The organism is Bradyrhizobium sp. SBR1B (assembly GCF_014198205.1).
In the GTDB taxonomy this organism is placed as follows: Bacteria; Pseudomonadota; Alphaproteobacteria; order Rhizobiales; family Xanthobacteraceae; genus Bradyrhizobium.
In genome coordinates this window covers 294,988-315,210 of the sequence record NZ_JACIHC010000005.1, presented here as the reverse complement: position 1 = coordinate 315,210, position 20,223 = coordinate 294,988, and the positions used below count along the sequence as shown (strand labels likewise).

General features: G+C 64.8%; 20 protein-coding genes. 9 read left to right on the top strand and 11 right to left on the bottom strand.

From position 1 onward, the window contains the following. The first annotated feature begins 15 nt into the window (after positions 1-15). Entirely contained in the window at positions 16-1,227 is a 1,212-nt protein-coding gene (locus GGD61_RS16225) for an ABC transporter substrate-binding protein (RefSeq protein ID WP_183230906.1), read from the top strand. 168 nt (positions 1,228-1,395) lie between these two features. Here GGD61_RS16225 and GGD61_RS16220 read toward each other — a convergent pair whose 3' ends face one another. Further along, entirely contained in the window at positions 1,396-2,658 is a 1,263-nt protein-coding gene (locus tag GGD61_RS16220; RefSeq protein ID WP_177236863.1) for an NAD(P)/FAD-dependent oxidoreductase, read from the bottom strand. 300 nt (positions 2,659-2,958) lie between these two features. Between GGD61_RS16220 and GGD61_RS16215 the strand changes: the two genes are divergently transcribed. Beyond that, positions 2,959-4,131 carry an ABC transporter substrate-binding protein gene (locus GGD61_RS16215; RefSeq protein WP_026201746.1) on the top strand — a complete coding sequence of 391 codons (1,173 nt, stop codon included), beginning with the start codon at positions 2,959-2,961 and terminating at the stop codon, positions 4,129-4,131. 159 nt (positions 4,132-4,290) lie between these two features. Here the strand turns inward: GGD61_RS16215 and GGD61_RS16210 are convergent, their stop codons facing one another. The 10 genes from GGD61_RS16210 to GGD61_RS16165 all read right to left on the bottom strand — a co-directional run bounded on the left by GGD61_RS16210 (position 4,291) and on the right by GGD61_RS16165 (position 14,604). Then, positions 4,291-6,162, bottom strand: coding sequence for a bifunctional sugar phosphate isomerase/epimerase/4-hydroxyphenylpyruvate dioxygenase family protein (locus tag GGD61_RS16210; protein ID WP_092251667.1), 1,872 nt, complete (start codon positions 6,160-6,162; stop codon positions 4,291-4,293). Further along, a complete protein-coding gene (locus GGD61_RS16205; RefSeq protein ID WP_092251668.1) occupies positions 6,159-7,217 on the bottom strand; it encodes a Gfo/Idh/MocA family protein in 1,059 nt (352 codons plus the stop codon). Before GGD61_RS16205 ends, GGD61_RS16210 begins: the two co-directional genes overlap by 4 nt. Continuing rightward, positions 7,214-7,951, bottom strand: a complete 738-nt coding sequence (locus GGD61_RS16200; protein ID WP_092251669.1) for an ABC transporter ATP-binding protein — start codon at positions 7,949-7,951, stop codon at positions 7,214-7,216. Before GGD61_RS16200 ends, GGD61_RS16205 begins: the two co-directional genes overlap by 4 nt. Positions 7,952-7,961: 10 nt before the next feature. Next, a complete protein-coding gene (locus tag GGD61_RS16195; protein WP_183230905.1) occupies positions 7,962-8,705 on the bottom strand; it encodes an ABC transporter ATP-binding protein in 744 nt (247 codons plus the stop codon). After that, positions 8,702-9,700 carry a branched-chain amino acid ABC transporter permease gene (locus GGD61_RS16190; RefSeq protein ID WP_183230904.1) on the bottom strand — a complete coding sequence of 333 codons (999 nt, stop codon included), beginning with the start codon at positions 9,698-9,700 and terminating at the stop codon, positions 8,702-8,704. The genes GGD61_RS16195 and GGD61_RS16190 overlap by 4 nt, the downstream gene beginning before the upstream one ends. Then, positions 9,697-10,572: a branched-chain amino acid ABC transporter permease gene (locus tag GGD61_RS16185; protein WP_018316870.1), complete on the bottom strand. Its 876-nt coding sequence runs from the start codon at positions 10,570-10,572 to the stop codon at positions 9,697-9,699. The genes GGD61_RS16190 and GGD61_RS16185 overlap by 4 nt, the downstream gene beginning before the upstream one ends. A gap of 173 nt (positions 10,573-10,745) precedes the next feature. Continuing rightward, positions 10,746-11,876 (bottom strand): ABC transporter substrate-binding protein, encoded by a 1,131-nt coding sequence (locus tag GGD61_RS16180; RefSeq protein WP_183230903.1) that lies wholly within the window; start codon positions 11,874-11,876, stop codon positions 10,746-10,748. A 57-nt stretch (positions 11,877-11,933) separates the two neighbouring features. Then, entirely contained in the window at positions 11,934-12,812 is an 879-nt protein-coding gene (locus GGD61_RS16175; protein WP_183230902.1) for a shikimate dehydrogenase, read from the bottom strand. Between the two features lie 143 nt (positions 12,813-12,955). Then, complete coding sequence (locus GGD61_RS16170) at positions 12,956-13,894, bottom strand: LysR family transcriptional regulator (RefSeq protein ID WP_018316873.1); 939 nt, start codon at positions 13,892-13,894, stop codon at positions 12,956-12,958. Positions 13,895-14,427: 533 nt separating this feature from the next. Next, positions 14,428-14,604 (bottom strand): hypothetical protein, encoded by a 177-nt coding sequence (locus GGD61_RS16165; protein WP_092251674.1) that lies wholly within the window; start codon positions 14,602-14,604, stop codon positions 14,428-14,430. Positions 14,605-14,769: 165 nt separating this feature from the next. On the opposite strand from GGD61_RS16165, the gene GGD61_RS16160 reads away from it, so the two are divergent. The 7 genes from GGD61_RS16160 to GGD61_RS16130 all read left to right on the top strand — a co-directional run bounded on the left by GGD61_RS16160 (position 14,770) and on the right by GGD61_RS16130 (position 20,082). Beyond that, positions 14,770-15,498, top strand: a complete 729-nt coding sequence (locus GGD61_RS16160; protein WP_028139752.1) for a LuxR family transcriptional regulator — start codon at positions 14,770-14,772, stop codon at positions 15,496-15,498. Between the two features lie 82 nt (positions 15,499-15,580). Further along, positions 15,581-16,240, top strand: a complete 660-nt coding sequence (locus tag GGD61_RS16155) for an acyl-homoserine-lactone synthase (RefSeq protein WP_183230901.1) — start codon at positions 15,581-15,583, stop codon at positions 16,238-16,240. A 1-nt stretch (position 16,241) separates the two neighbouring features. Beyond that, entirely contained in the window at positions 16,242-16,460 is a 219-nt protein-coding gene (locus GGD61_RS16150) for a hypothetical protein (RefSeq protein ID WP_183230900.1), read from the top strand. Positions 16,461-16,757: 297 nt separating this feature from the next. Beyond that, on the top strand, positions 16,758-17,675 hold the full coding sequence (locus GGD61_RS16145) for a branched-chain amino acid ABC transporter permease (protein WP_018316878.1): 918 nt from the start codon (positions 16,758-16,760) through the stop codon (positions 17,673-17,675). Continuing rightward, on the top strand, positions 17,672-18,616 hold the full coding sequence (locus tag GGD61_RS16140; RefSeq protein WP_183230899.1) for a branched-chain amino acid ABC transporter permease: 945 nt from the start codon (positions 17,672-17,674) through the stop codon (positions 18,614-18,616). Before GGD61_RS16145 ends, GGD61_RS16140 begins: the two co-directional genes overlap by 4 nt. Next, entirely contained in the window at positions 18,609-19,376 is a 768-nt protein-coding gene (locus GGD61_RS16135) for an ABC transporter ATP-binding protein (RefSeq protein ID WP_018316880.1), read from the top strand. The genes GGD61_RS16140 and GGD61_RS16135 overlap by 8 nt, the downstream gene beginning before the upstream one ends. Continuing rightward, complete coding sequence (locus GGD61_RS16130) at positions 19,369-20,082, top strand: ABC transporter ATP-binding protein (protein ID WP_183230898.1); 714 nt, start codon at positions 19,369-19,371, stop codon at positions 20,080-20,082. Before GGD61_RS16135 ends, GGD61_RS16130 begins: the two co-directional genes overlap by 8 nt. Positions 20,083-20,223 lie beyond the last annotated feature (141 nt).

The following is a 20,223-nucleotide window of genomic DNA, read 5'->3' as shown; positions in this document are numbered from 1 at the left end:
ACAGGGGAGGGAACGATGAAACATCTGAAATGGACGCTTGCGCTGGCCGCAAGCCTGGTGACCGGCGCGGCGAGCGCCGAGATCTCGGACAATGTCGTGCGCGTCGGCGTGCTCAACGACATCTCCGGCATCTTCCAGGACACCAACGGCATGGGCTCGGTGGAAGCCGCGCGCATGGCCGCGGAGGATTTCAACGGCGGTGGCAAGAACATCAAGGTCGAGATCGTCTATGCCGACCACCAGAACAAGGCCGATGTCGGCAACGCCATTGCGCGCAAATGGCTCGACGTCGAGGGCGTCGATGCCATCGTCGACGTACCGAACTCGGCGGTTGGTCTTTCCATCAACACGCTGCTGCGCGACAGCCGCATGACCTTCCTGGCGTCGTCGACCGCAAGCTCGGATCTCACCGGCAAGGCCTGCTCGCCCAACACCATCCAATGGGTCAACGACACCTGGGCCACCGGCAACACCACGGCGGCTGCGATGATGTCGCGCGGCGGCAAGGACTGGTATTTCCTGACCGTCGACTACGCGCTCGGCAAGGGCATCGAGGCGGAGGCGCAGAAATATATCGAGGCGCATGGCGGCAAGGTGACCGGCTCCTCCAAGCACCCGCTCGGCACCTCCGACTTCGCCTCCTTCCTGTTGCAGGCGCAGAGCTCGAAGGCGCAGGTGATCGGCCTCGCCAATGCCGGCGGTGACACCATCAACGCGGTGAAGCAGGCTGCCGAGTTCGGCATCCAGCAGAGCGGCCAGAAGCTTGTCGCCTTCCTGCTCTTCATCAACGACGTTCACGGCATGGGCATCAAGGTCGCCCAGGGCCTGCAGCTCATGGAAGCCTTCTACTGGGACATGAACGATGACACCCGCGCCTTTGCAAAACGCTTCGCCGCGCGGCCTGGCATGAACGGCAAGATGCCGAGCGGCAACCAGGCCGGCGTCTACGCCTCGACGCTGGCTTACCTCAACGCGGTTGCCGCGACCGGCAGCGACAATGCCAAGGACGCCGTGCCCGAGATGAAGAAGTTCAGGGGCAAGGACAAACTGTTCGGCGACACCACCATCCGCCAGGACGGCCGCGTCGTGCATCCGATGTACTTGTTCGAGGTGAAGAAGCCGGAGGAGTCGAAATACCCGTACGATTATTACAAGCTGGTCTCGACGATTCCCGCGGAGCAGGCGTTTCGGTCGCTGGCGGAGGGTGGATGTGAGCTGGTGAAGTGAATTTAGCGAAGGGCACCGCTGCACCCTCTCCCCTTGTGGGCGAGGGTGGCTTCGCAAAGCGAAGCCGGGTGAGGGGTCTCTCTCTTCACGAGCGGTCGTGCGAGTGGACACATACCCCTCATCCGGCGCTTCGCGCCACCTTCTCCCACAAGGGGAGAAGGAAGAAGGCTACACCACCTTGCTTGATCCCTGCGTGATCAATCTCGCCGCGCGCTGGTCCCGCGCGTAGATCCAGAGCCAGCTCAGCGCAACACTGAGGCGGTGGCGCAGGCCGATCAGGAAGTAGATGTGGGCGATGCCCCAGATCCACCATGCGATCGCGCCGCGCAGCTTGAAGCGGCCGAAGTCGATCACTGCGAGGCGCTTGCCGATCTGGGCGAGGCTGCCGGCATGCTTGTAGCGGAACGCGCCCTTCGTCTCGCCTCGCAGCCGCGCCTTGATGGTCTCGGCGACGTGACGGCCCTGCTGCTTCGCAGCCGGCGCGATGCCGGGCACCGGCTTGCCGTCCCAGGCGTTGATGCTGACGGTATCGCCGATCGCAAAGATCTCGGGATGGCCCGGTATCGTCAGGTCGTCTTCCACCTGCACGCGCCCGGCGCGATCGGCTGGCGCGTCCAGCCATTCTGCGGCGGGCGAGGCGCGCACGCCGGCCGCCCAGATTCGGGTCTTGGCCTCGAGCAGCTTGCCGCCGAACACCACGCCCTCGCGATTGATCTCGGTGACGGCCTGTCCCAGCACGACCTCGACGCCGATCTTCTCCAGCGAGGCCTGCGCATAGGCCGAGAGGTCGTCGGCAAAGCCTGCGAGCACGCGGGGCCCCGCCTCGATCAGCACCACGCGCGCCTTGGTCGTGTCGATGTTACGGAAATCGCCGGGCAGCGTGTGGCGCGCCATCTCGGCAATGGTGCCGGCGAGCTCGACGCCGGTCGGGCCGGCGCCGACGATGACGAAGGTCAGCCGCGCGGCGCGCTTGGCTGGATCGGTCTCGCGCTCGGCCCGCTCGAACGCCACCAGGATATGGCGGCGCAGCGTGGTGCCGTCCTCAAGCGTCTTCAAGCCAGGTGCGAACTGCTCCCATTCGTCGTGGCCGAAATAGGCGTGCCGCGCGCCGGTGGCGAGCACCAGCGTGTCGTAAGGCACCTCGCTGCCGTCGTCGATCAGCACGCAGCGCCTTGCCGCATCGACGCCGCTGACGGTCGCGAACAGCGTCGTCACCTCGGGCCTGTCTCGCATCAGGTGGCGGATCGGCCAGGCGATCTCGCTGGTCGCGAGCGAGGCGGTCGCGACCTGGTACAGCAGCGGCTGGAACAGATGATGATTGCGGCGGTCGATCAGCGTGATCTCGACCGGCGCACCCGCAAGCCGGTAGGTCGTCTCCAGCCCGCCGAAGCCGGCGCCGACGATGACGACGCGATGCGGTGTCGTGGTCATGATGTGCCCTCGAATCTCGCTGCTCCACACTCCCATTTAAGTGCGGATCGGACACTGCGGTCCAATAGCTGTCATCAATCGCTGCATAGGCCGGATGTATCGATCGGACGCGAAAAAGCGCCGCAGGGTTGGTCGAAGTGAGTAGAATTATATTTCTTGCCATCGCCGATTGGGGCGAAATATGGTGCAGCAGCGGCCGCTGAGCCATTGGCGGCGCGACAGATTTTGCGTTCAATAGAGACAGGCCCGGGGCGGCGATCACCCCGTTTTCCGGGACCGATAATAAGGAGGGGAGTGGTTATGAGGACGGCATTCTGGCTGGCGGGCGCAGCGGCGCTGGTGCTGGCGAGCCCGGCATTCGCCGGCGACACCATCAAGATCGGTTTCGTTTCGACCTTCAGCGGCCCGACCGCCGTGATTGGCAACGACATGCGCAACTCCTTCGAGCTCGCGCTGGACCACATGGGCCGCAAGATGGACGGCAAGCCGGTCGAGGTCATCTACGAGGATGACGGGCAGAAGCCCGATGTCGGCAAGCAGAAGACCGAGAAGCTGGTGCAGTCGGACAAGGTCGATTTCATCGTCGGCTACATCTGGTCGAACGTGCTGCTGGCCTCGCTGAAGACCGCGGTCGACTCGCAGACCTTCCTGATCTCGGCCAATGCCGGCCCGTCGCAGCTCGCCGGCGAACTCTGTTCGCCTTACGTGTTCTCGACCTCCTGGCAGAACGACCAGACGCCGCAGGCGATGGGCCTCTACATGAACCAGAAAGGCGTCAAGAGCGTGTTCCTGATCGGGCCGAACTACGCGGCCGGCAAGGACATGCTCGCGGGCCTGAAGAACACGTTCAAGGGCGAGATCAAGGGCGAGGAATACACGGTGTGGCCGAGCCAGCTCGATTTCTCCGCCGAGCTCTCCAAGGCGCGCGCCTCGGGCGCGGAGTCGATCTTCGTGTTCTATCCGGGCGCCGCCGGCGTGCAGTTCCTCAATCAATATGCGCAGGCCGGCCTGAAGAGCACGATGCCGCTCTACACCGCCTTCACCGTCGACGAGCTGTCGCTGCCGCTGCAGAAGGAGAACGCGCTCGGCGTTCCCGGCGCGCAGGAATGGGTCAACGACCTCCCGAACGAGCAGAACAAGCGCTTCGTCGCCGACTACCGCAAGAAATATCCCGGCCTGCGCCCGACCTATTACGGCGCGCAATCCTATGACGCCGCCCAGCTCATCAACAGCGCGGTGGTCGCGGTGAAGGGCGACACCAGCAAAAAGGACGCAATGAAGGCCGAGATGGAGAAGGCCAACTTCAAGTCGCTGCGCGGCGCGTTCAAATACGGCAAGAACCACATCCCGGTGCAGAGCTTCTATCTCCAGGACGTCGTGAAGGACGCCGAAGGCCAGCTCTCGCTGAAGACGGTCGCGACCATCGTGGAGAACGACCAGGATCGTTTCCACGACAAGTGCAAGATGAAGTGAGGTGTTAGCCACGCGCGACGTTGCCCCTTCTCCCCTTGTGGGAGAAGGTGGCGCGAAGCGCCGGATGAGGGGTATCTCTCCGCAGATTCCCTGCGAGAGTTGATCGCACGGATAGAGACCCCTCACCCGTCTCGCACAGGGGGAGAGGGGAAGAAGTGCCTACACTCTTGGCATGCTGACGGGCCGCACTTCGCGGGCCTGGGCTGCTAGCCTGATCCCGGCATTCGCCGCGCCGAACCCCTGATAATCCCTGCGCTCGACGATCTCGAAGAAAAACCGCTCGTCGAAAATGTGGGTGTAGACCTGGAAGAACTCGCCGTCGCCCTCGCGGTCGTAGAGGATGTGGTTGGCGCGCAGCTGCGCCATCAGGTCGGGTGCGAGGTCGTATTTGGCCTCGATGTCGTCGTAGTAGTTGGCGGGGATATCCAGGAAATCGGCGCCGCGCTTGCGCATCTCCGCGACCGTCGCAAAAATGTCCCGGCACGAGAACGCGACGTGCTGCACGCCCGAGCCGAAGAACTCCGAGATGAAACGTGCCGGCAACGTCCGGTTGGCGGAGGAGCCGTTGAGCACGAAGCACAGGCTCTGGTCGGCGTTGATGATGGCCTGGCTCTGCACGAGGCCTCGGGGATCGGCGATCTCCATCTGCGGCAGGCGCTTGAGGTCGAGGATGCCGGTGTAGAACAACAGCCAGGACAGCATCTCGTCATAGGGCATCGACTGCGCGATGTGATCGACCGCGAGCAGCGCGTCCGCGCCTTCGTCGCTCGCAACAGGCTCGAAATCCGTGTCCCAGTTCTTGCCGGCCTGGTCCAGGAAATACAGCAGGCTGCCGCCAACGCCGTGGATCGCCGGGATTTCGAGTTCGCCCGGTCCGACCGGCTGGTAGAAGGTGCGCGCCTTCAGCATCTCGGCGCGCTGCATGGCAAGGCCGGCATTGTCGACATCGAGCGCAATCGCGCAGACGCCGGGCCCGTGCGTCACATAGTGCGAATGCGCGAAGCCGTCAGTCTCGCTGTTGATGACGAGCTCGACCTTGCCCTGCGACCAGCGCTCCACCGCCTTGCTGCGATGCGCGCCGGTCTTGCGGAAGCCGAGTTGCGCAAACAGGCGGCCGAGCTCGCCCGCCTTGGTCTCGTTGACGGCGAACTCGACGAAGCCGGTGCCGCGGCTCTTCGCTTTCGGCGCCAGCGGCTCGGCGGCGAATCTCGGCCAATCCGGCGCAAGCTGGTCTTCCAGCAAGATCAGCGAGCGCAGGCCGTCGAGCGCGGTCTGCGCGGCCGAGCCGGCGCGGAACTGGTCGTTGAAGATCTCCAGCGACAGCGGCCCGGCATAGCCGGTTGCTGCGATCGCCGCCATGAACTCGCCGACCGGCAGATCGCCCTGGCCGGGGAAGGAGCGGAAGTGCCGGCTCCACGACAGGATATCGAGATCGAGCTTCGGCGCGTCGGCAAGCTGGACCAGAAAAATCTTGTCGCCGGGGATCGAGGCCATCGCACGGGTCGGAAAGCCCGGTGCCAGGGCATGAAAGCTGTCGAGGATGACGCCAATCGCGGGATGATCGGCGCGGCGCACGATTTCCCAGGCGTCGCGATAGTCGTTGACATGGCGTCCCCAGGCCAAGGCCTCGTAGCCGACGCGCAAGCCGCGCTTGGCGGCGCGCTCGCCGAGCTCACGAAAATCGTCCGCAGCACGATCAATGCCGCCGAGCGAGGCGGGCGAGACGTTGGAGCAGATCAGCAGCAAATCGGTGCCGAGCTCCTGCATCAGATCGAACTTGCGTTCGGCGCGGGCAAAGTTGCGCGCGCGCTGGGGCTCGGGCATGCCTTCGAAATCGCGGAACGGCTGGAACGCGCAGATCTTCAGGTTGAGATCGCGGCAGAGCTTTGCGATGTCGCGCGGGCCGGCGCCGAACGACAGCAGATCGTTCTCGAAGATCTCGACCCCATCGAACCCGGCGGATGCGATGGCGCGGAGCTTCTCGTCGAGGGCGCCTGAGAGGGAGACGGTTGCGATCGAGCGCTTGTTCATGTTGCCTGCTCCATGATCCGCCCCGGTGAGATTTTTTGGCCCGTGCGTGCCGCTTCGCTGACGGCTTCGACGACGGCGAGTGTCGCTGTCGCATCCTGGACCGGAATCAGAGGCTGTTCGCGGCCTGCGATCACCGCCAGGAAATGCCGGAGCTGTTCAACGAGTGGATCGTAAGCGGAGAGTGCGACGGGCTCGCGAACCAGCGGTGCGTGCCAGCCGGGATTCTGTGGATAGGACCACAGCTCCATATTCGGCACCGACAGCGAGCCGCCCGTGCCGGCGAGGATGTAGCAGCGCTGATCCTGCTTCGGATACGCGGCGTTCTCGCCCGAGGTCAGCTCCCAGCTCCACGGTGCGGGCGTCGCGTCGGAGACCGTCATGGTTCCGAGCGCGCCATTGGCGAAGCGCAGCAGCAGCGCGGCCGTGTCCTCGACGGCAAAGCCGCGCACCATGTTCGACGTCAGCGCCTGCACCTCGGCGATCTCGCCGCAGATGAAGCGGAGATTGTCGATGTCGTGGATCAGGTTGATCAGCAGCGGCCCGCCGCCGTGCTCGCGCCGCCAGGCAATCTCGAAGTAATCGTCGGGCTTCTTCAGCAGCCACAGCCCGGCCACGGCGGTGAGCTGGCCGAGCTTGCCGGCCACGACGGCCTCGCGGGCGGCCTTGATGATGGGATTGTGGCGGCGATGGTGGCCGACCAGCATCGGCACGCCGCTGCGCTTGGCTGCCTCGCAGAGACGACGTGCCGCCGCGACGCTGTCGGTCACCGGCTTCTCGATCAGCGCGGGCACGCCCGCCTCCACGCAGTCGAGCGCCAGCTGAAGATGCAGCGCGTTGGGCGAGGCGATGATCAGGCCATCGGGCTTTTCCTGCTCCAGCAATGCGCGGTGATCGGCGTACCAGGGCGCGTTGCGTGCTTGCGCAAATTCCCTGGCCGCAGGCGAGGGGTCGGCAATGCCGGCCAGCACGCAATCCCCGGAGGACTGGATTAGTTCAATGTGGCGGCGGCCGATCAGGCCGGCGCCGGCGACGGCGATGCGCATACGCCCGCTCATGCCGCGCTCTCCTCCATGGCACCGCCGAGGAAGAGCTGGCCGATGCGCGGATCGTTCAGGATGCGCTTGGCGTCGTCGACCATGCGGGTCTGACCGAGCTCGAGCACGATGCCGATGTCGGATATCTCCAGCGCCGAGCGCGCGTTCTGCTCGATCATCAGGATGGTGACACCACGGTCGCGCAGGCTCTTGAGGATGTCGAAGGTCTGCTGCACCATCAGCGGCGACAGGCCGATCGAGGGTTCGTCGATCAGCACCAGTTTTGGCTCGAGCAGCAGCGAGCGGGCAATCTCGAGCTGCTTCTGCTCGCCGCCTGATAGCGTGGACGCCTGCTGCGTCGATTTGCGGCGCAAGGCGGGGAATAGATCGAGGGCCGCCTCGATCCGCCTGGGCAGGTCGAGGCCTTTGCCTGCGGCGACGCCGCCGAGCTCGATATTGTGGCGCACCGACAGCTCGGGGAAGATGTTGCGGCCCTGCGGCACGTAGCAGATGCCGGCATTGAGCAGCGCGCGTTGGCTCAAATTGGTGACGTCGCGGCCGGCAAAGCTGATCTTGCCCTCGCGCAGCTTCAACAAGCCGAAGATCGCCTTGAACACGGTGGATTTGCCGGCGCCGTTCGGGCCGATGATCGTGGTGATGGTCGCCTGCGGCACGGCGAAATTCGTGCCGTTCAGGATCGTCATCTTGCCGTAGCCGCCGACGAGATTGTGAACCGAGAGGATTGGCTCGCTCATGATCGGCTCCTCAATGTCCGAGATAGGCTTCGATCACGGCGGGGTTCTTGCGGACCTCGTCGGGCCGTCCCATCGCCAGCACCTTGCCTTCCGCCATCACCATCACGCGCGAGCACAGCGACATCACGAACTCCATGTTGTGCTCAATCACGACGAAGGTGGCGTTCTTCTCGCGGTTGATCGCGACGAGGCGGTCCTTCAGGTCCGCCAGCATCGACGGGTTGACGCCGCCGGCGGGCTCGTCGAGCAGCACCAGGCGCGGGCCGCCCATGAAGGCCATGGCGGCGTCGAGCAGTTTTTGCTGGCCGTAGGACAATCCGCCGGCCGGCTCGTCGGCGAGATGATCGAGCTTGAAGAAGCCGATCATCTGGTTGGCAGTCTCGGTCAACCCGGCATCGGAGCGGCCGACCAGGCGCGAGGCCATGTTGCCCTGGTGCTCCTGGCCCGCGAGGATCAGGTTCTCGCGCACCGAGAGCTTTGGAAACACCTGCAGCAGCTGGAAGGTGCGGCTGACCCCTAACTTGTTGAGCTCGGACGGGCGGAGGCCCGTGACGAGCTTGCCGTCGAGCCTGACCTCACCGCCCGACGGCGTGAGCTGGCCGAGGATGCAGTTGAACAGCGTGGACTTGCCGCAGCCGTTCGGACCGATCAGGCCGAGGATCTCGCCCTCGCGGACGTCGAAGGAGACACCGTCGACGGCGCTGATACCGCCAAAGTTCTTCTTGATATCGGTGACTTCGAGCACCGCACTCATTGCACCGTCTCCAGGCGGGATTTTGCGACGGCGCGCAGCGCGGAGGCCGCCTTGGTCCGGCGTTCGGCGAGATAGCGGTCGAGGATTCCCAGAATGCCGGTCGGCGACCAGATCAGTAGCAGCATCACCGCCACCGCGTAGAGCATCAGATAATAGCCTTCGGTGAAGCGCAGCCATTCCGGCAGCAGCACCGCGATCATCGCGCCGAGGAAGGGACCGAAATAGAAGCCCGCGCCGCCGACGATCACCATCATCAGGAGGTCGAGCGAGAGCGACAGGTTGAACGGCACGGGGTCGATATATTGCGTCAGCGGCGCATAGAGCGCGCCGGCGACGCCGCCGAGCGCCGAGCCGATCGCGAACGCCATCAGCGTGTAGCGCCTTGTGTCGATGCCGAGCGATTGCGCGCGCAGCGGATTCTCGCGCAGCGCCATGAAGGCGCGGCCCCAGGGCGAGCGGATCAGCCACCACACCGCCAGCGACACGATCGCGAGCGAGCCGAGGCAGACATAGTAGAACGGCAGCGGCTTGTTGGTCGCGAAACCGAAGATATGCGGACGCGGGATGTTGGAGATGCCGTAGATGCCGCCGGTGAGCCAGCTCTCGTTGCGGAACACGAGGAAGGCGAGGGTGGAGAAGGCCAGGGTGACGAAGGCGAGGTAGTGATGCTGCACGCGCAGCGCGGGATAGCCGAGCACCCAGCCGACCGCGAAGCTGAGCACGATCGCGACCAGGATCGCCGCCGGCAGCGGCCAGCCATGGGTGGTCATGATCGCCGCCGCATAGGCGCCGATGCCGACGAACGCGCCCTGCGCCAGCGAGACCTGGCCGGCATAGCCGAGCGTGAGGTTCAGTCCCATCGCGGCGATGGTCATCACCGCCCATTGGCTCAGGATGAACAGGCCGTAGCGGTTGAAGTTCATGGGAACGATGATCAGGCCCGAGATGACAATGAGGCCGAGCGCGATCTTCAGGGGCTTGGCAAAGCTGCTCATACCGTGCGCTCCTCGGCGCGGCCCAGCAGTCCTTGCGGCCGGAACAGGATGACGACGATCAGGAAGATCATCGGCACGGCGGCGCGGTACTGCGTCGAGACATAGGCGGCCGCGAGATTGTCGAGCACGCCGATCAAAAGGCCGCCGGCGATCGCGCCGCGGACCTGGTTGAAGCCGCCGACGATCGCCGCGATGAAAGCCGCCTGTCCCAGCACCTCGCCGGAGGAGAATTTTGCGAGGTAAATCGGTGTGATCAAAAGCGACGCCAGCGCGACCAGGAAGGCGTTGATCAGGAACGTCAGAAGGATCATCCGCTCCACGGGCACGCCGATGATGCGCGCGACGGTCGGGTTCTGCGCCGCCGCCTGCATCTGGTGACCGAGCGAGGTGCGGTTGAGAAGGGCGGTCAAGCCGAACACGGCAACGATGGCGACGGCGAGGACGCCGATGCTTTGCAGCGACACCGCGTGGCCGAGGATGGAGATGTCACCGGTCGGCACGATCGAGGGAAAGGGCGAGGCCTCGGCGCTGAAGAACTGCTTGACGGCTTCCTTGAGGCCGATCGCGAGCGCCATGGTCGCGATCGCCAGCGGCAGCACGCCATGGCGCATCATCGGATCGACCAGCAGCATCTTGAAAGCAAGGCCCAGCAGGATCATCGACAGCAGGATGCCGAGGATGATCGCGAGCCAGAACGGCGCGCCGGCATGCATCGCCGCCAGCATCAGGAACGCCGGCAGCATCACGAACTCGCCTTGCGCGAAATTGATGGTCTGCGAAGTCTGCCACAGCAGCGTGAAGCCGACCGCGACCAGCGCATAGATCGCGCCGGTGGCCAGTCCCGCGACCAGAAGATCGAATAGGTTGGACATGTTCCCCTCCTTCCTCTCCCTCTCCCCGCTTGCGGGGAGAGGGTCGGGGTGAGGGGGAGTCTCCGCGAGGTCGCTGATGGTTGGACTCGCGGAGGCTCCCCCTCACCCGGATCGCATCTTCGATGCGATCCGACCTCTCCCCGCAAGCGGGGAGAGGTGAAAGATCGCGCGCCTCACTTCACCTTGGGCAGCACCTGCTTCACCACCTGCTTGCCTTCGACCACCTCGACCAGGAAGCTCTGGCGGTCGATGTCGCCGGTGTCGCTGAAGGTGACGTCCATCAGGATGCCCGGCTCGTCCGCGGCCTTGATGGTGAGGCCGTGCAGCGTCTCGGCAAACTTCTTCGGGTCGACCTTGCCCATCTTCTCGGTGGTGGCCTTCACCATGTAGACCGCGAGATAGCCCTTCAGGCCGTTATGGTCAGGGACGTAATTGTACTTCTTGGAGAACTTCTCGCGGAACGCCTTGATCAGATCGACCGGTGCATCGGTGGTGAGGCCGACATGGCCGCGTGCGCCGTTGGCGGCATCGCCGGCGAGCTCGATCACCTTCTGGCCGATCAGCGTGGTCTCGCCCATCAGTGGCGCGGTGACGCCCTGGCGCTTCAGCTCCTTCAGGATGCGCGCGCTCTCTTCCTCGTTCAGGTAGACGAACACGGCATCCGGATTGGCGGCCTTGATCTTGCCGACGTCGGCGGCGAAATCGGCCTGGCCCGCCTCGGTCGAGAGGTCGGCGACCACCTTGGAGCCGAGCCGGTCGAGCTCCTTGACGACGACGTCGCGTCCGCCGCGGCCGAAGTCGTTGTTGACCCAGACCACCGCGACCGTCTTCGCCTTCATCTCGTCGTGGATGTATTTCGCGACCTTCGGCATCGAGGATTGCTGGCCGAACGAGGTGCGGAACAGGAATTTGTTTCCTGCCTGCGTCAACTCGGCGGCCTCACCACCCATGATCTGCGCGATGCCCGCTTCGGCGGCGAGCGGCGCGGTGACCTTGACCGAGCCGGAATAGCCGGGTCCGAGCAGCACATAGGGCTCGGCGTCGAGCGCCTTCTGCACCTGGGCGCGGGCGACGCCGGGATTGGATTGCGAGTCGGCATGGCTGACTTCCAGCTTGCGGCCGAGCACGCCGCCCTTGGCGTTGATCTCCTCGATCGCGAGATCGATGCCATTCTTCCAGTTGGTGCCGACGGTGGCGCCGCCGCCCGAGAGCTCGGCGACGTTGGCGAGCTTGATGGCCTGGGCGTGGACGCTGGTTGCAGTCGCGATGGCAAGCAGGGCGCCTGCCAGCAGGGTCGATTTCATGGTTTCTCCTCCCATTTTTCGTCGAGATTGTCCGCGGCCTTGTGTCGTCCGCTTCGGTTACGCAGCGTGATAGGCCGAGCTTCGTGCCGCCATCACCTCGTCGAATGCCTGTCCCATGATCTCGGTCGATGGGGCAAGGCCCGTGAACAGTTCGAAGGCGTCGGCCGCCTGATAGATCGCGAGCTCCCGCCCGGTCATGATCCGCGCGCCCTTGGCTTGCGCCGCTGCCAGCAGCGGCGTGATCAACGGCGAGTACACGGCGTCGGCGACCCACAGGTTTTCGCGCAGCAGCGAGGCTGGGACCGGGATGTCCCGGTTCGGCAGCATGCCGACCGGCGTGCCGTTGACGAGGCCGGTTGCGCCACGAAGCGCGTCTTCCACGCTCGTAGCCACCCGCGCGCCGCCGTGCCTGGCCAGCAGCGCGGCGAGTTTTTCGGCGCGTGCCGGCTCGCTGTCGAAGATTCGGAGGTTCGTCACTTTCAGGCTCGCCAGCGCAAAGGCAATCGCCTTGCCGACGCCGCCGGTGCCGATCACGGCCACCGCATTTCCGGAAGACGCCAGCAGCGGCGCGACGGCGCGGGCAAAGCCGGTCGTGTCGGTGTTGTGGCCGATCAGCCGGCCGTCTCTCACGACGACGGTGTTGACCGCCGCCATGGTCGCCGCAGCCGGTGCCAGCTCGTCGAGCAGTGGCACCACGGCCTCCTTGTAGGGGTAGGTGACGTTGACGCCGGCAAAGCCGAGCCGCCGCACGCCCTCGAGCATCATGCGAAGCCCGGCCGCATCGGCGCCGGCGACCTCGATGAGCTGGTAGTGGCCGCGCAGGCCAAGCGCTTCGGCGGCGCGCTCATGCATGGCGGGGGACGCGGAATGCGCGATCGGCGCGCCGATCAGGCCGGTGAGGAGCTTCTTGCTGGCGGCGTATCCGCGCTTGGACATGGTTCGCTATCGTCTCGTTGGGCCCGTTCGGTCCCGGCCATTAGCGGGGAAATCTCCGCAAGTCCAAGGGAGTTCCAGCTGCGACGATAGTCTTTCCCCCGCCTAACACAATTACCCTTTTATCCGACAAACCTAACATGATGTTATTTCTTCCGTCCGCGCGCACCGGCGGCCTTGCCGTTGCCGCGGGATGGCTCGACCGCCCGCATCTCCGCGCGCAGCGACTCGATGAAAGACTCGGCATGGAGCGACAGCGGCGCGCCGCGCTTGACCGCGATGTAAGTGTCGAACCGCGTCGGCTCGGTGATCTTCAGAAGCTCGATCCCGGGATAGCCGCCATGGGCCACGGTGAACTGGTCGATGATGGCGATGCCGAGGCCCGCCTTCACCAGCGCGCAGACCGTGGTGCCGAAGCGCGCGCGGATGGTGATGTTGTAGGCGAGACGGTTGCGGGCAAAGATCTCGGCCATGATCCGCCCGTAGGGATCGTTGGGATCGATGCCGATCAGCGGATAGCGGGTGATCTCGGCGGCCGAGACCTGCTTGCGGCCGGCGAGCTCGTGCCCCGGCGGCACGATGCAGTACAGCTCGCCCGAGGCCAGCGGCATGAAGTCGAGCCCGGAATGCTCCAGCCGGTAGCTCATCGCCACGCATTCGCCGCGGCCGAGCATGAGATAGTCGATGGCCTCCTCGAGCTTGAGGATGTTGATGTCGATGCCGAGATCGGGATAGCGGCGCCGGACGCGCTCGATCGCGCGGGGCACCATCACCTGCGAGATGCTCGGCACCGAGCCGATGCGCAGCTCGGACAGGCCGCCACGGCCGATCTTGGAGATGATCTCGGAGAGATCGTCGACCTTCTTGTAGACGCCGTTGATCTGCTCGAAGATGTTCTCGGCTTCCGGCGTCGGGAAGTACCGCCCATTCTGGCGCTGGAAGAAGCGGATGCCGAGCGAGCGCTCGGTGTATTTGACGAGGCGGCTGATCCCGGGCGCCGAGACGTTGAGCAGCTTCGCCGCACCGCCGATGGTGCCCGTCACCATCACGGCACGGATCACTTCAACCTGGCGCAGCGTCATCATGCTCGTGAAATGTCCTTGGCATCCGAAAGATGATCATGGCGGCAATCATCTCACGAGAGCTGCGCTGTCATCCAGCGGCAAGTGCGGGTGGATGTGGATGGCGGAGGGGAGCTTTCCCCCTCTCCCCTGGGGGAGAGGGTGGCTCGCCGCGAAAGCGGCGAGACGGGCGAGGGGTCTCTCTCAGCGAGTCGGGTGGGCAAAAGCGCACTTGCGCCGTGCCCACGTCGTCTCACCAAACAGGCAGGACGTGGGCACGCTTCCGCCGTCGCTCTTCGAGCTATGGCGGACAAGTCGCTTTGCCCACCCTACGATACTGCACTTGTCGATAGAGACGCTCATCCGGCGCCATAGCCGAAGTTTCGCTTCGGCGTCCACTTAGAACGGCGGCCGAAGGCCGCCTATGCCACGTTCTCCCACAACAAGGGGAGAAGGGAAACTCAAGTTCGCTGTCGGATTGTTTTCGACTAAAATCAGCGCGTTCGAACAGAAGGGCGGCGGCGCTCGAATTGGTTCGTCGGCGCTGCGGTTGTGTCTCAGCTCGCCGGGCCCTCGGGCAATACGCTCTCGGCCAGCTCCTCGCGCTCGCCTTCCAGCACCGCGCGCGCGAACTCGATGATCTTCTGCTTGTTTGCGGTTTCGCGGACGGCGAAAAACACGCGGTTCAATTCCAGGCCGAGCACGCTGTTGAGGGCAATATCCTCGTCTTCCATCGTGGTGTTCCCGCTTCGGTCGCTCAGGTGTATCGTGAGGGCAATTCTGCCACAAGTAGTTTAAATCTTCAGAGCAGATGAGCACCGGGAAACTACGGCCGCAGCGAATTGAGGCAGTCCCCAAATACGTGCTATACGAGGCGGTGTGGGGCAGGAAACGCACCGATGTCCGCCGTAGATTATGGCCGGGAGGCGCTCGACTTCATTGAAGGCCTGGGGACCTATCGCAAGGTGCCCGATGCCATGAATGCGCTCGAGACGGCGTTCGGTCGTTTCGGCTTCGAAACCATCATCGTGACGGGATTGCCCAATCCCGACCAGCGGTTTGCGCAGATGGTGCTTGCCAAGCGCTGGCCGGCGGGCTGGTTCAGCCTCTACACCCAGAACAATTACGACCGCTTCGATCCGGTGGTGCGGCTGTGCCGGCAATCGGTCAATCCGTTCGAATGGTCGGAAGCGCCCTATGACGCCGAACTCGAGCCGAACGCGGCCGAGGTGATGAACCGCGCCACCGATTTTCGCATGTCGCGGGGCTTCATCGTGCCGATCCACGGGCTCACCGGCTATGAAGCGGCGGTGTCGCTTGGCGGCGTTCATCTCGACCTCAATCCGCGCAGCAAGCCGGCACTGCATCTGATGGCGATGTATGGCTTCGACCACATTCGCCGTCTGCTCGAGCCGGCGCCTTATCCCTCGACGCGCCTCACCCCGCGCGAGCGCGAGGTGATCTCCTGGGCCTCGCAGGGCAAGTCGGCCTGGGAGATCGGTGAGATCTTGCACATCACGCAGCGCACGGCGGAAGAGCATCTTGCAACTGCCGCGCGCAAGCTCGGTGCCGTCAACCGCACGCATGCGGTAGCGCTGGCGATTCGGAACAAAATCATCAATCCGTAAGCGCCGTACTGGGAAATTTCCCAATATCGAATCCGGCTCTTTTCGCAGACTCTGCTCCCATTGAGGATGAATGGGGGGTTTCATGATTCACGCTATTTCTGCGGTAAATCGCCACCTTTATGAAGACGTGATCGAGCAGCATTTCCGGTTGCGCCACGATATCTTCGTCGAGGAGCGGCGCTGGGAGACGCTGCGCAGGCCGGATTGCCGCGAGATCGATTCCTATGACGACGAGGATACCGTCTATCTGCTTGCGCTGGAGGGGCGGCGCGTCATCGGTGGCCACCGGCTCTACCCGACGACCAAGCCCTCGATGATGAGCGAGGTGTTCCCGCATCTGGCGTCGGTGCGCGGCTGCCCCGCGGATCCGCTGGTCTGGGAATGGTCGCGCTACTTCGTCGTGCGTGATCGCCGCGACGGCGCGCTCAGCCTGCAACTGATGGCGGCGGTGCAGGAGTTCTGCCTCAATCAGGGGATCGCGCAGGTCAGCGCGATCATGGAGACCTGGTGGCTGCCGCGCTTCCACGAGGCCGGCTTCATGGTGACCCCGCTTGGCCTGCCGGCTCTGGTGGAGGATGCATGGACCATGGCGGCGACCATCGACATTCGTCGCGAGACCCTCGATGCCCTGCACGATCGTATCGGCATGACCTCGGTCGTGCGCCAGGACGGCCCGCGTCTGGACGCCGTCGCCCGTGCCAACCTCTGCGGCGCTGCTGCCGCACAACGAAAGAGCGCCTGAGATGTCGAACATGATGCGGGACAGCCAGATCATGGCGCAGATCAGGGACGAGAATCTCGGCTACATGTCCGACATGGCGCTCGAGCTGGCGCAGATGGCGGAAGACACCGGATTGGCGACGCTCGCCTATCTGTTCCGGATGGCGGCGCTGGAGACCTCGACGGCCAACAGCGTGCTCGCCGAACCGGACGATCTTCCCCAGCAGATGACGTCGCACTAGACGTAATCCTTCCTTGCATTCCGACGAAGTCGCACCCTCTCGCCGGCCACCGGCGAGGGGGTCATCGTTTGGGTGCGGCAGGTTGCCCCAGCCTGCACGGCAGCCTTCTTGCAGGAGCATCTCGACCGCATGCACCCGCATGCAACAAAGTGCATGTTTGGTGTCGAATCGCTCTTGCCTCTGAACGATACTGCCATTACCCATTTTTCCGCCTTGAACAGGCAGGGGGAGCTCTTTCACTGATGGCGACCGTGTTCGAACATCGGCGCGACACCGCGTGCGCCTGAAAGAGTCTTGATGCTGCTCGTCGTCGAACAGTTCCTGAACGGATTGCAGTTCGGCCTGCTGCTGTTCCTGCTCGCCGCCGGCCTGACGCTGGTGTTCGGGATCATGGATCTCGTCAACCTCGCGCACGGCTCGCTCTACATGATGGGCGCCTATTTCGCCGCGACTTTCGCCGCGTGGACCGGCAGCTTCCTGCTCGGGGCGCTGATGGCGCTGGGGGCTACGCTGGTGCTCGGCATCGTGCTCGAGATGAGCGCGCTGCGGCATCTCTACGGCCGCGACCATCTCGACCATGTGCTGGCGACCTTCGGCCTGATCCTGTTCTTCAATGAAGCCGTGCGGCTGATCTGGGGCCCGGCCGGCCTTGCGCTGCCGCTGCCGGCCTGGCTCACCGTGCCGGTGCCGATCCTGCCCGGTATTCATTATCCCGCCTATCGGCTCGCCATCATCATCGTGGCGCTGCTGGTGGCGCTGCTGCTCTATCTCGGCGTGATGCGCACCCGCATCGGCATGCTGATCCGCGCCGGCGCCTCCAATCGCGAGATGATCGGCGCGCTCGGCATCAACATCAAGCTGCTCTACACGCTGGTGTTCGGCTTGGGCGCCGCGCTCGCCGGCCTTGCCGGCCTGATGCAGGCGCCGATCCTCACCGTGCAGATCGGCATGGGCGAGAACATCCTGATCCTCGCCTTCGTCATCATCGTGATCGGCGGCATCGGCTCGATCCGCGGCGCGTTCCTCGCCGCGATCTTCGTCGGCATGATCGACACGCTCGGCCGCGCCTTCCTGCCCAATCTGCTGCGGCAGGTGCTGAGCGGCGCCGCTGCCTCCACCGCCGCACCCGCGCTGTCCTCCATGCTGATCTACCTGCTGATGGCGATCGTGCTGGTGGTGCGGCCGGAGGGGCTGTTTCCGGCCAACCGTCGATGAAGTCTTTCACTGTGAGCAAGGCCGTCACGGCCCTGGTTCTGGCGGGCCTCCTGTTGCTGCCGCTCTATTCGCAGCTCTCCGGCAACATCTTCATCCTGACGCTGTTCACCCGCATCATCATCCTGGCGCTGGCGGCGGCGAGCCTCAACCTCATCATGGGTTTTGGCGGCATGATGAGCTTTGGCCACGCCGCCTATCTCGGCATCGGCGGCTACGCCGTCGGCATGCTCGCCCAGGAAGGCGTCGGTTCCGGCTTCATCCAGTTTCCGGTCGCGCTCGCGGCCTCCGCGATCTATGCGCTCGTGATCGGCGCGCTCTCTTTGCGCACCCGCGGCGTCTATTTCATCATGATCACGCTGGCCTTTGCGCAGATGGCCTATTACGTCGCCTCGGGGCTGGCGCGCTACGGCGGCGATGACGGCCTCACCGTCTACAAGCGCAGCGACTTCTCCGGGCTGATCGACCTGTCCAACCGCACGCAGTTCTATTATCTCTGCCTCGCCTGCCTCCTCGGCGTCGTCTTCCTGATCTGGCGCATCGTCAATTCGCGCTTCGGCCTCGTCGTGCAGGGCCTGCGCTCCAACGAGCAGCGCATGCAGGCGATCGGCTTCCCGGCAAAGCGCTACCAGCTGGTCTGCTTCGTCATTTCAGGCACCATGTGCGGCCTCGCCGGCGCGCTGCTCGCCAACAACACCGACTTCGTCAGCCCGGCCGTGATGTACTGGACGCGCTCGGGCGATCTCATGGTGATGGTGATCCTGGGCGGCATGGGCACGCTGTTCGGCCCGATCATGGGCGCGGTGGTGTTCCTGCTGCTGGAGGAATTCCTGTCGCAGATCACCGAATATTGGGCGCTGATCATGGGCCCGCTGCTGCTGCTGATCGTGCTGTTCGGCCGTGGCGGCATCATGGGCATGCTCGGGAGGGCCGGCCGTGGCTGAACCCTTGCTCCGCGTCGAGAAGCTGGTGCGCCGCTTCGGCGGCATCGTTGCGACGGATAATGTCTCGCTCGACGTCGCCGCGGGCGAGCTGCACGCCATCATCGGCCCGAACGGCGCCGGCAAGACCACGCTGATCAGCCAGCTCACCGGACATCTCGAGCCGCATTCCGGCAGCGTCTCGCTGGCGGGGCGCGACATCACCTATCTGCCGGCCTATCGCCGCTGCGCGCTGGGCCTTGCGCGCTCGTTCCAGATCACCTCGCTGCTGCTCGATTTCACCGCCGCCGACAACGTCGCGCTGGCGGCGCAAGCCCATGCCGGCACCTCGTTCCGCTTCTTTGCCAATGCGCGCAAGGAGCGATCCCTGCGCGATGCCGCCCACGCCGCGCTCGATCGCGTCGGCCTGTTGCATCGTGCCGATGTCGTGGTGAACCGGCTCAGCCATGGCGAGCGCCGCGAGCTCGAGCTCGCGGTGGCGCTCGCGAGCAAGCCGAAGCTCCTGCTGCTCGACGAGCCGATGGCGGGCTTGGGGGTCACCGAATCCCAGCGCATGGTGAAGCTGCTCCAGGAGCTGCGCAAGGAAGTCTCGATCGTGCTGGTCGAGCACGACATGCCGGCGGTGTTTGCGCTTGCCGACCGCATTACGGTGCTGGTCTATGGCCGCGTCATCGCCTCGGGCGATCCGGCCGCGATCCGTGCCAACGAAGACGTCAAGCGCGCCTATCTCGGCGACCAGCACGTGGTGACGCATCATGGCTGACACGCTGCTCGAGGTCGACGGCATCGAGACCTGCTACGGCCTCTCCCAGGTACTGTTCGGCCTGTCGCTGTCGATCAAGCCGGGCGAGATGGTCTCGCTGATGGGCCGCAACGGCATGGGCAAGACCACGACCATCCGCTCCATCATGGGCCTGACGCCGGCGCGCGCCGGCAGCATTCGTTTCGCGGGCGCCGAGGTCAGGCAGCTTCCCTCCTACAGGATCGCAAAGCTCGGCGTCGGCCTGGTCCCCGAGGGACGCCAGATCTTTCCGAACCTCACCGTGCGCGAGAACCTGGTCGCGGCCGCCGCCGACCGCTTCGGCAGCCCCAATCCCTGGACGCTGGCCGCGATCTACGTGTTGTTTCCGCGCCTTGCCGAACGCGCCGCCAACATGGGCAACCAGCTCTCCGGCGGCGAGCAGCAGATGCTCGCGATCGGCCGCGCGCTGATGACCAATCCAAAGCTCCTGATCCTGGACGAAGCGACCGAAGGCCTCGCGCCGCTGATCCGCGAGGAAATCTGGAGCTGCCTGTCGCTGCTCAAGAGCCGCGGACAGTCGATCCTGGTCGTCGACAAGAACGTCGACCATCTCGCTCGCATCTGCGACCGCCATACCATCATCGAGCGCGGCAAGACGGTGTGGAGCGGCACCTCCGATCAGCTGATGGAGGAGCCGGATCTCCAGCACAAATATCTCGGCATCTGAGGCGCGTTCCTGCCGACCGCGCGCGACGCGCAAGCTTCTCTTCGAGCAAATCCAGTTTCGAATCCCTCCAAACCGCGCGCAGAGCTCTTGAGCGCGCCGCCGCCAGCGGTCAAAGAAGCCGCGGCGTAAGCGGATTCGATG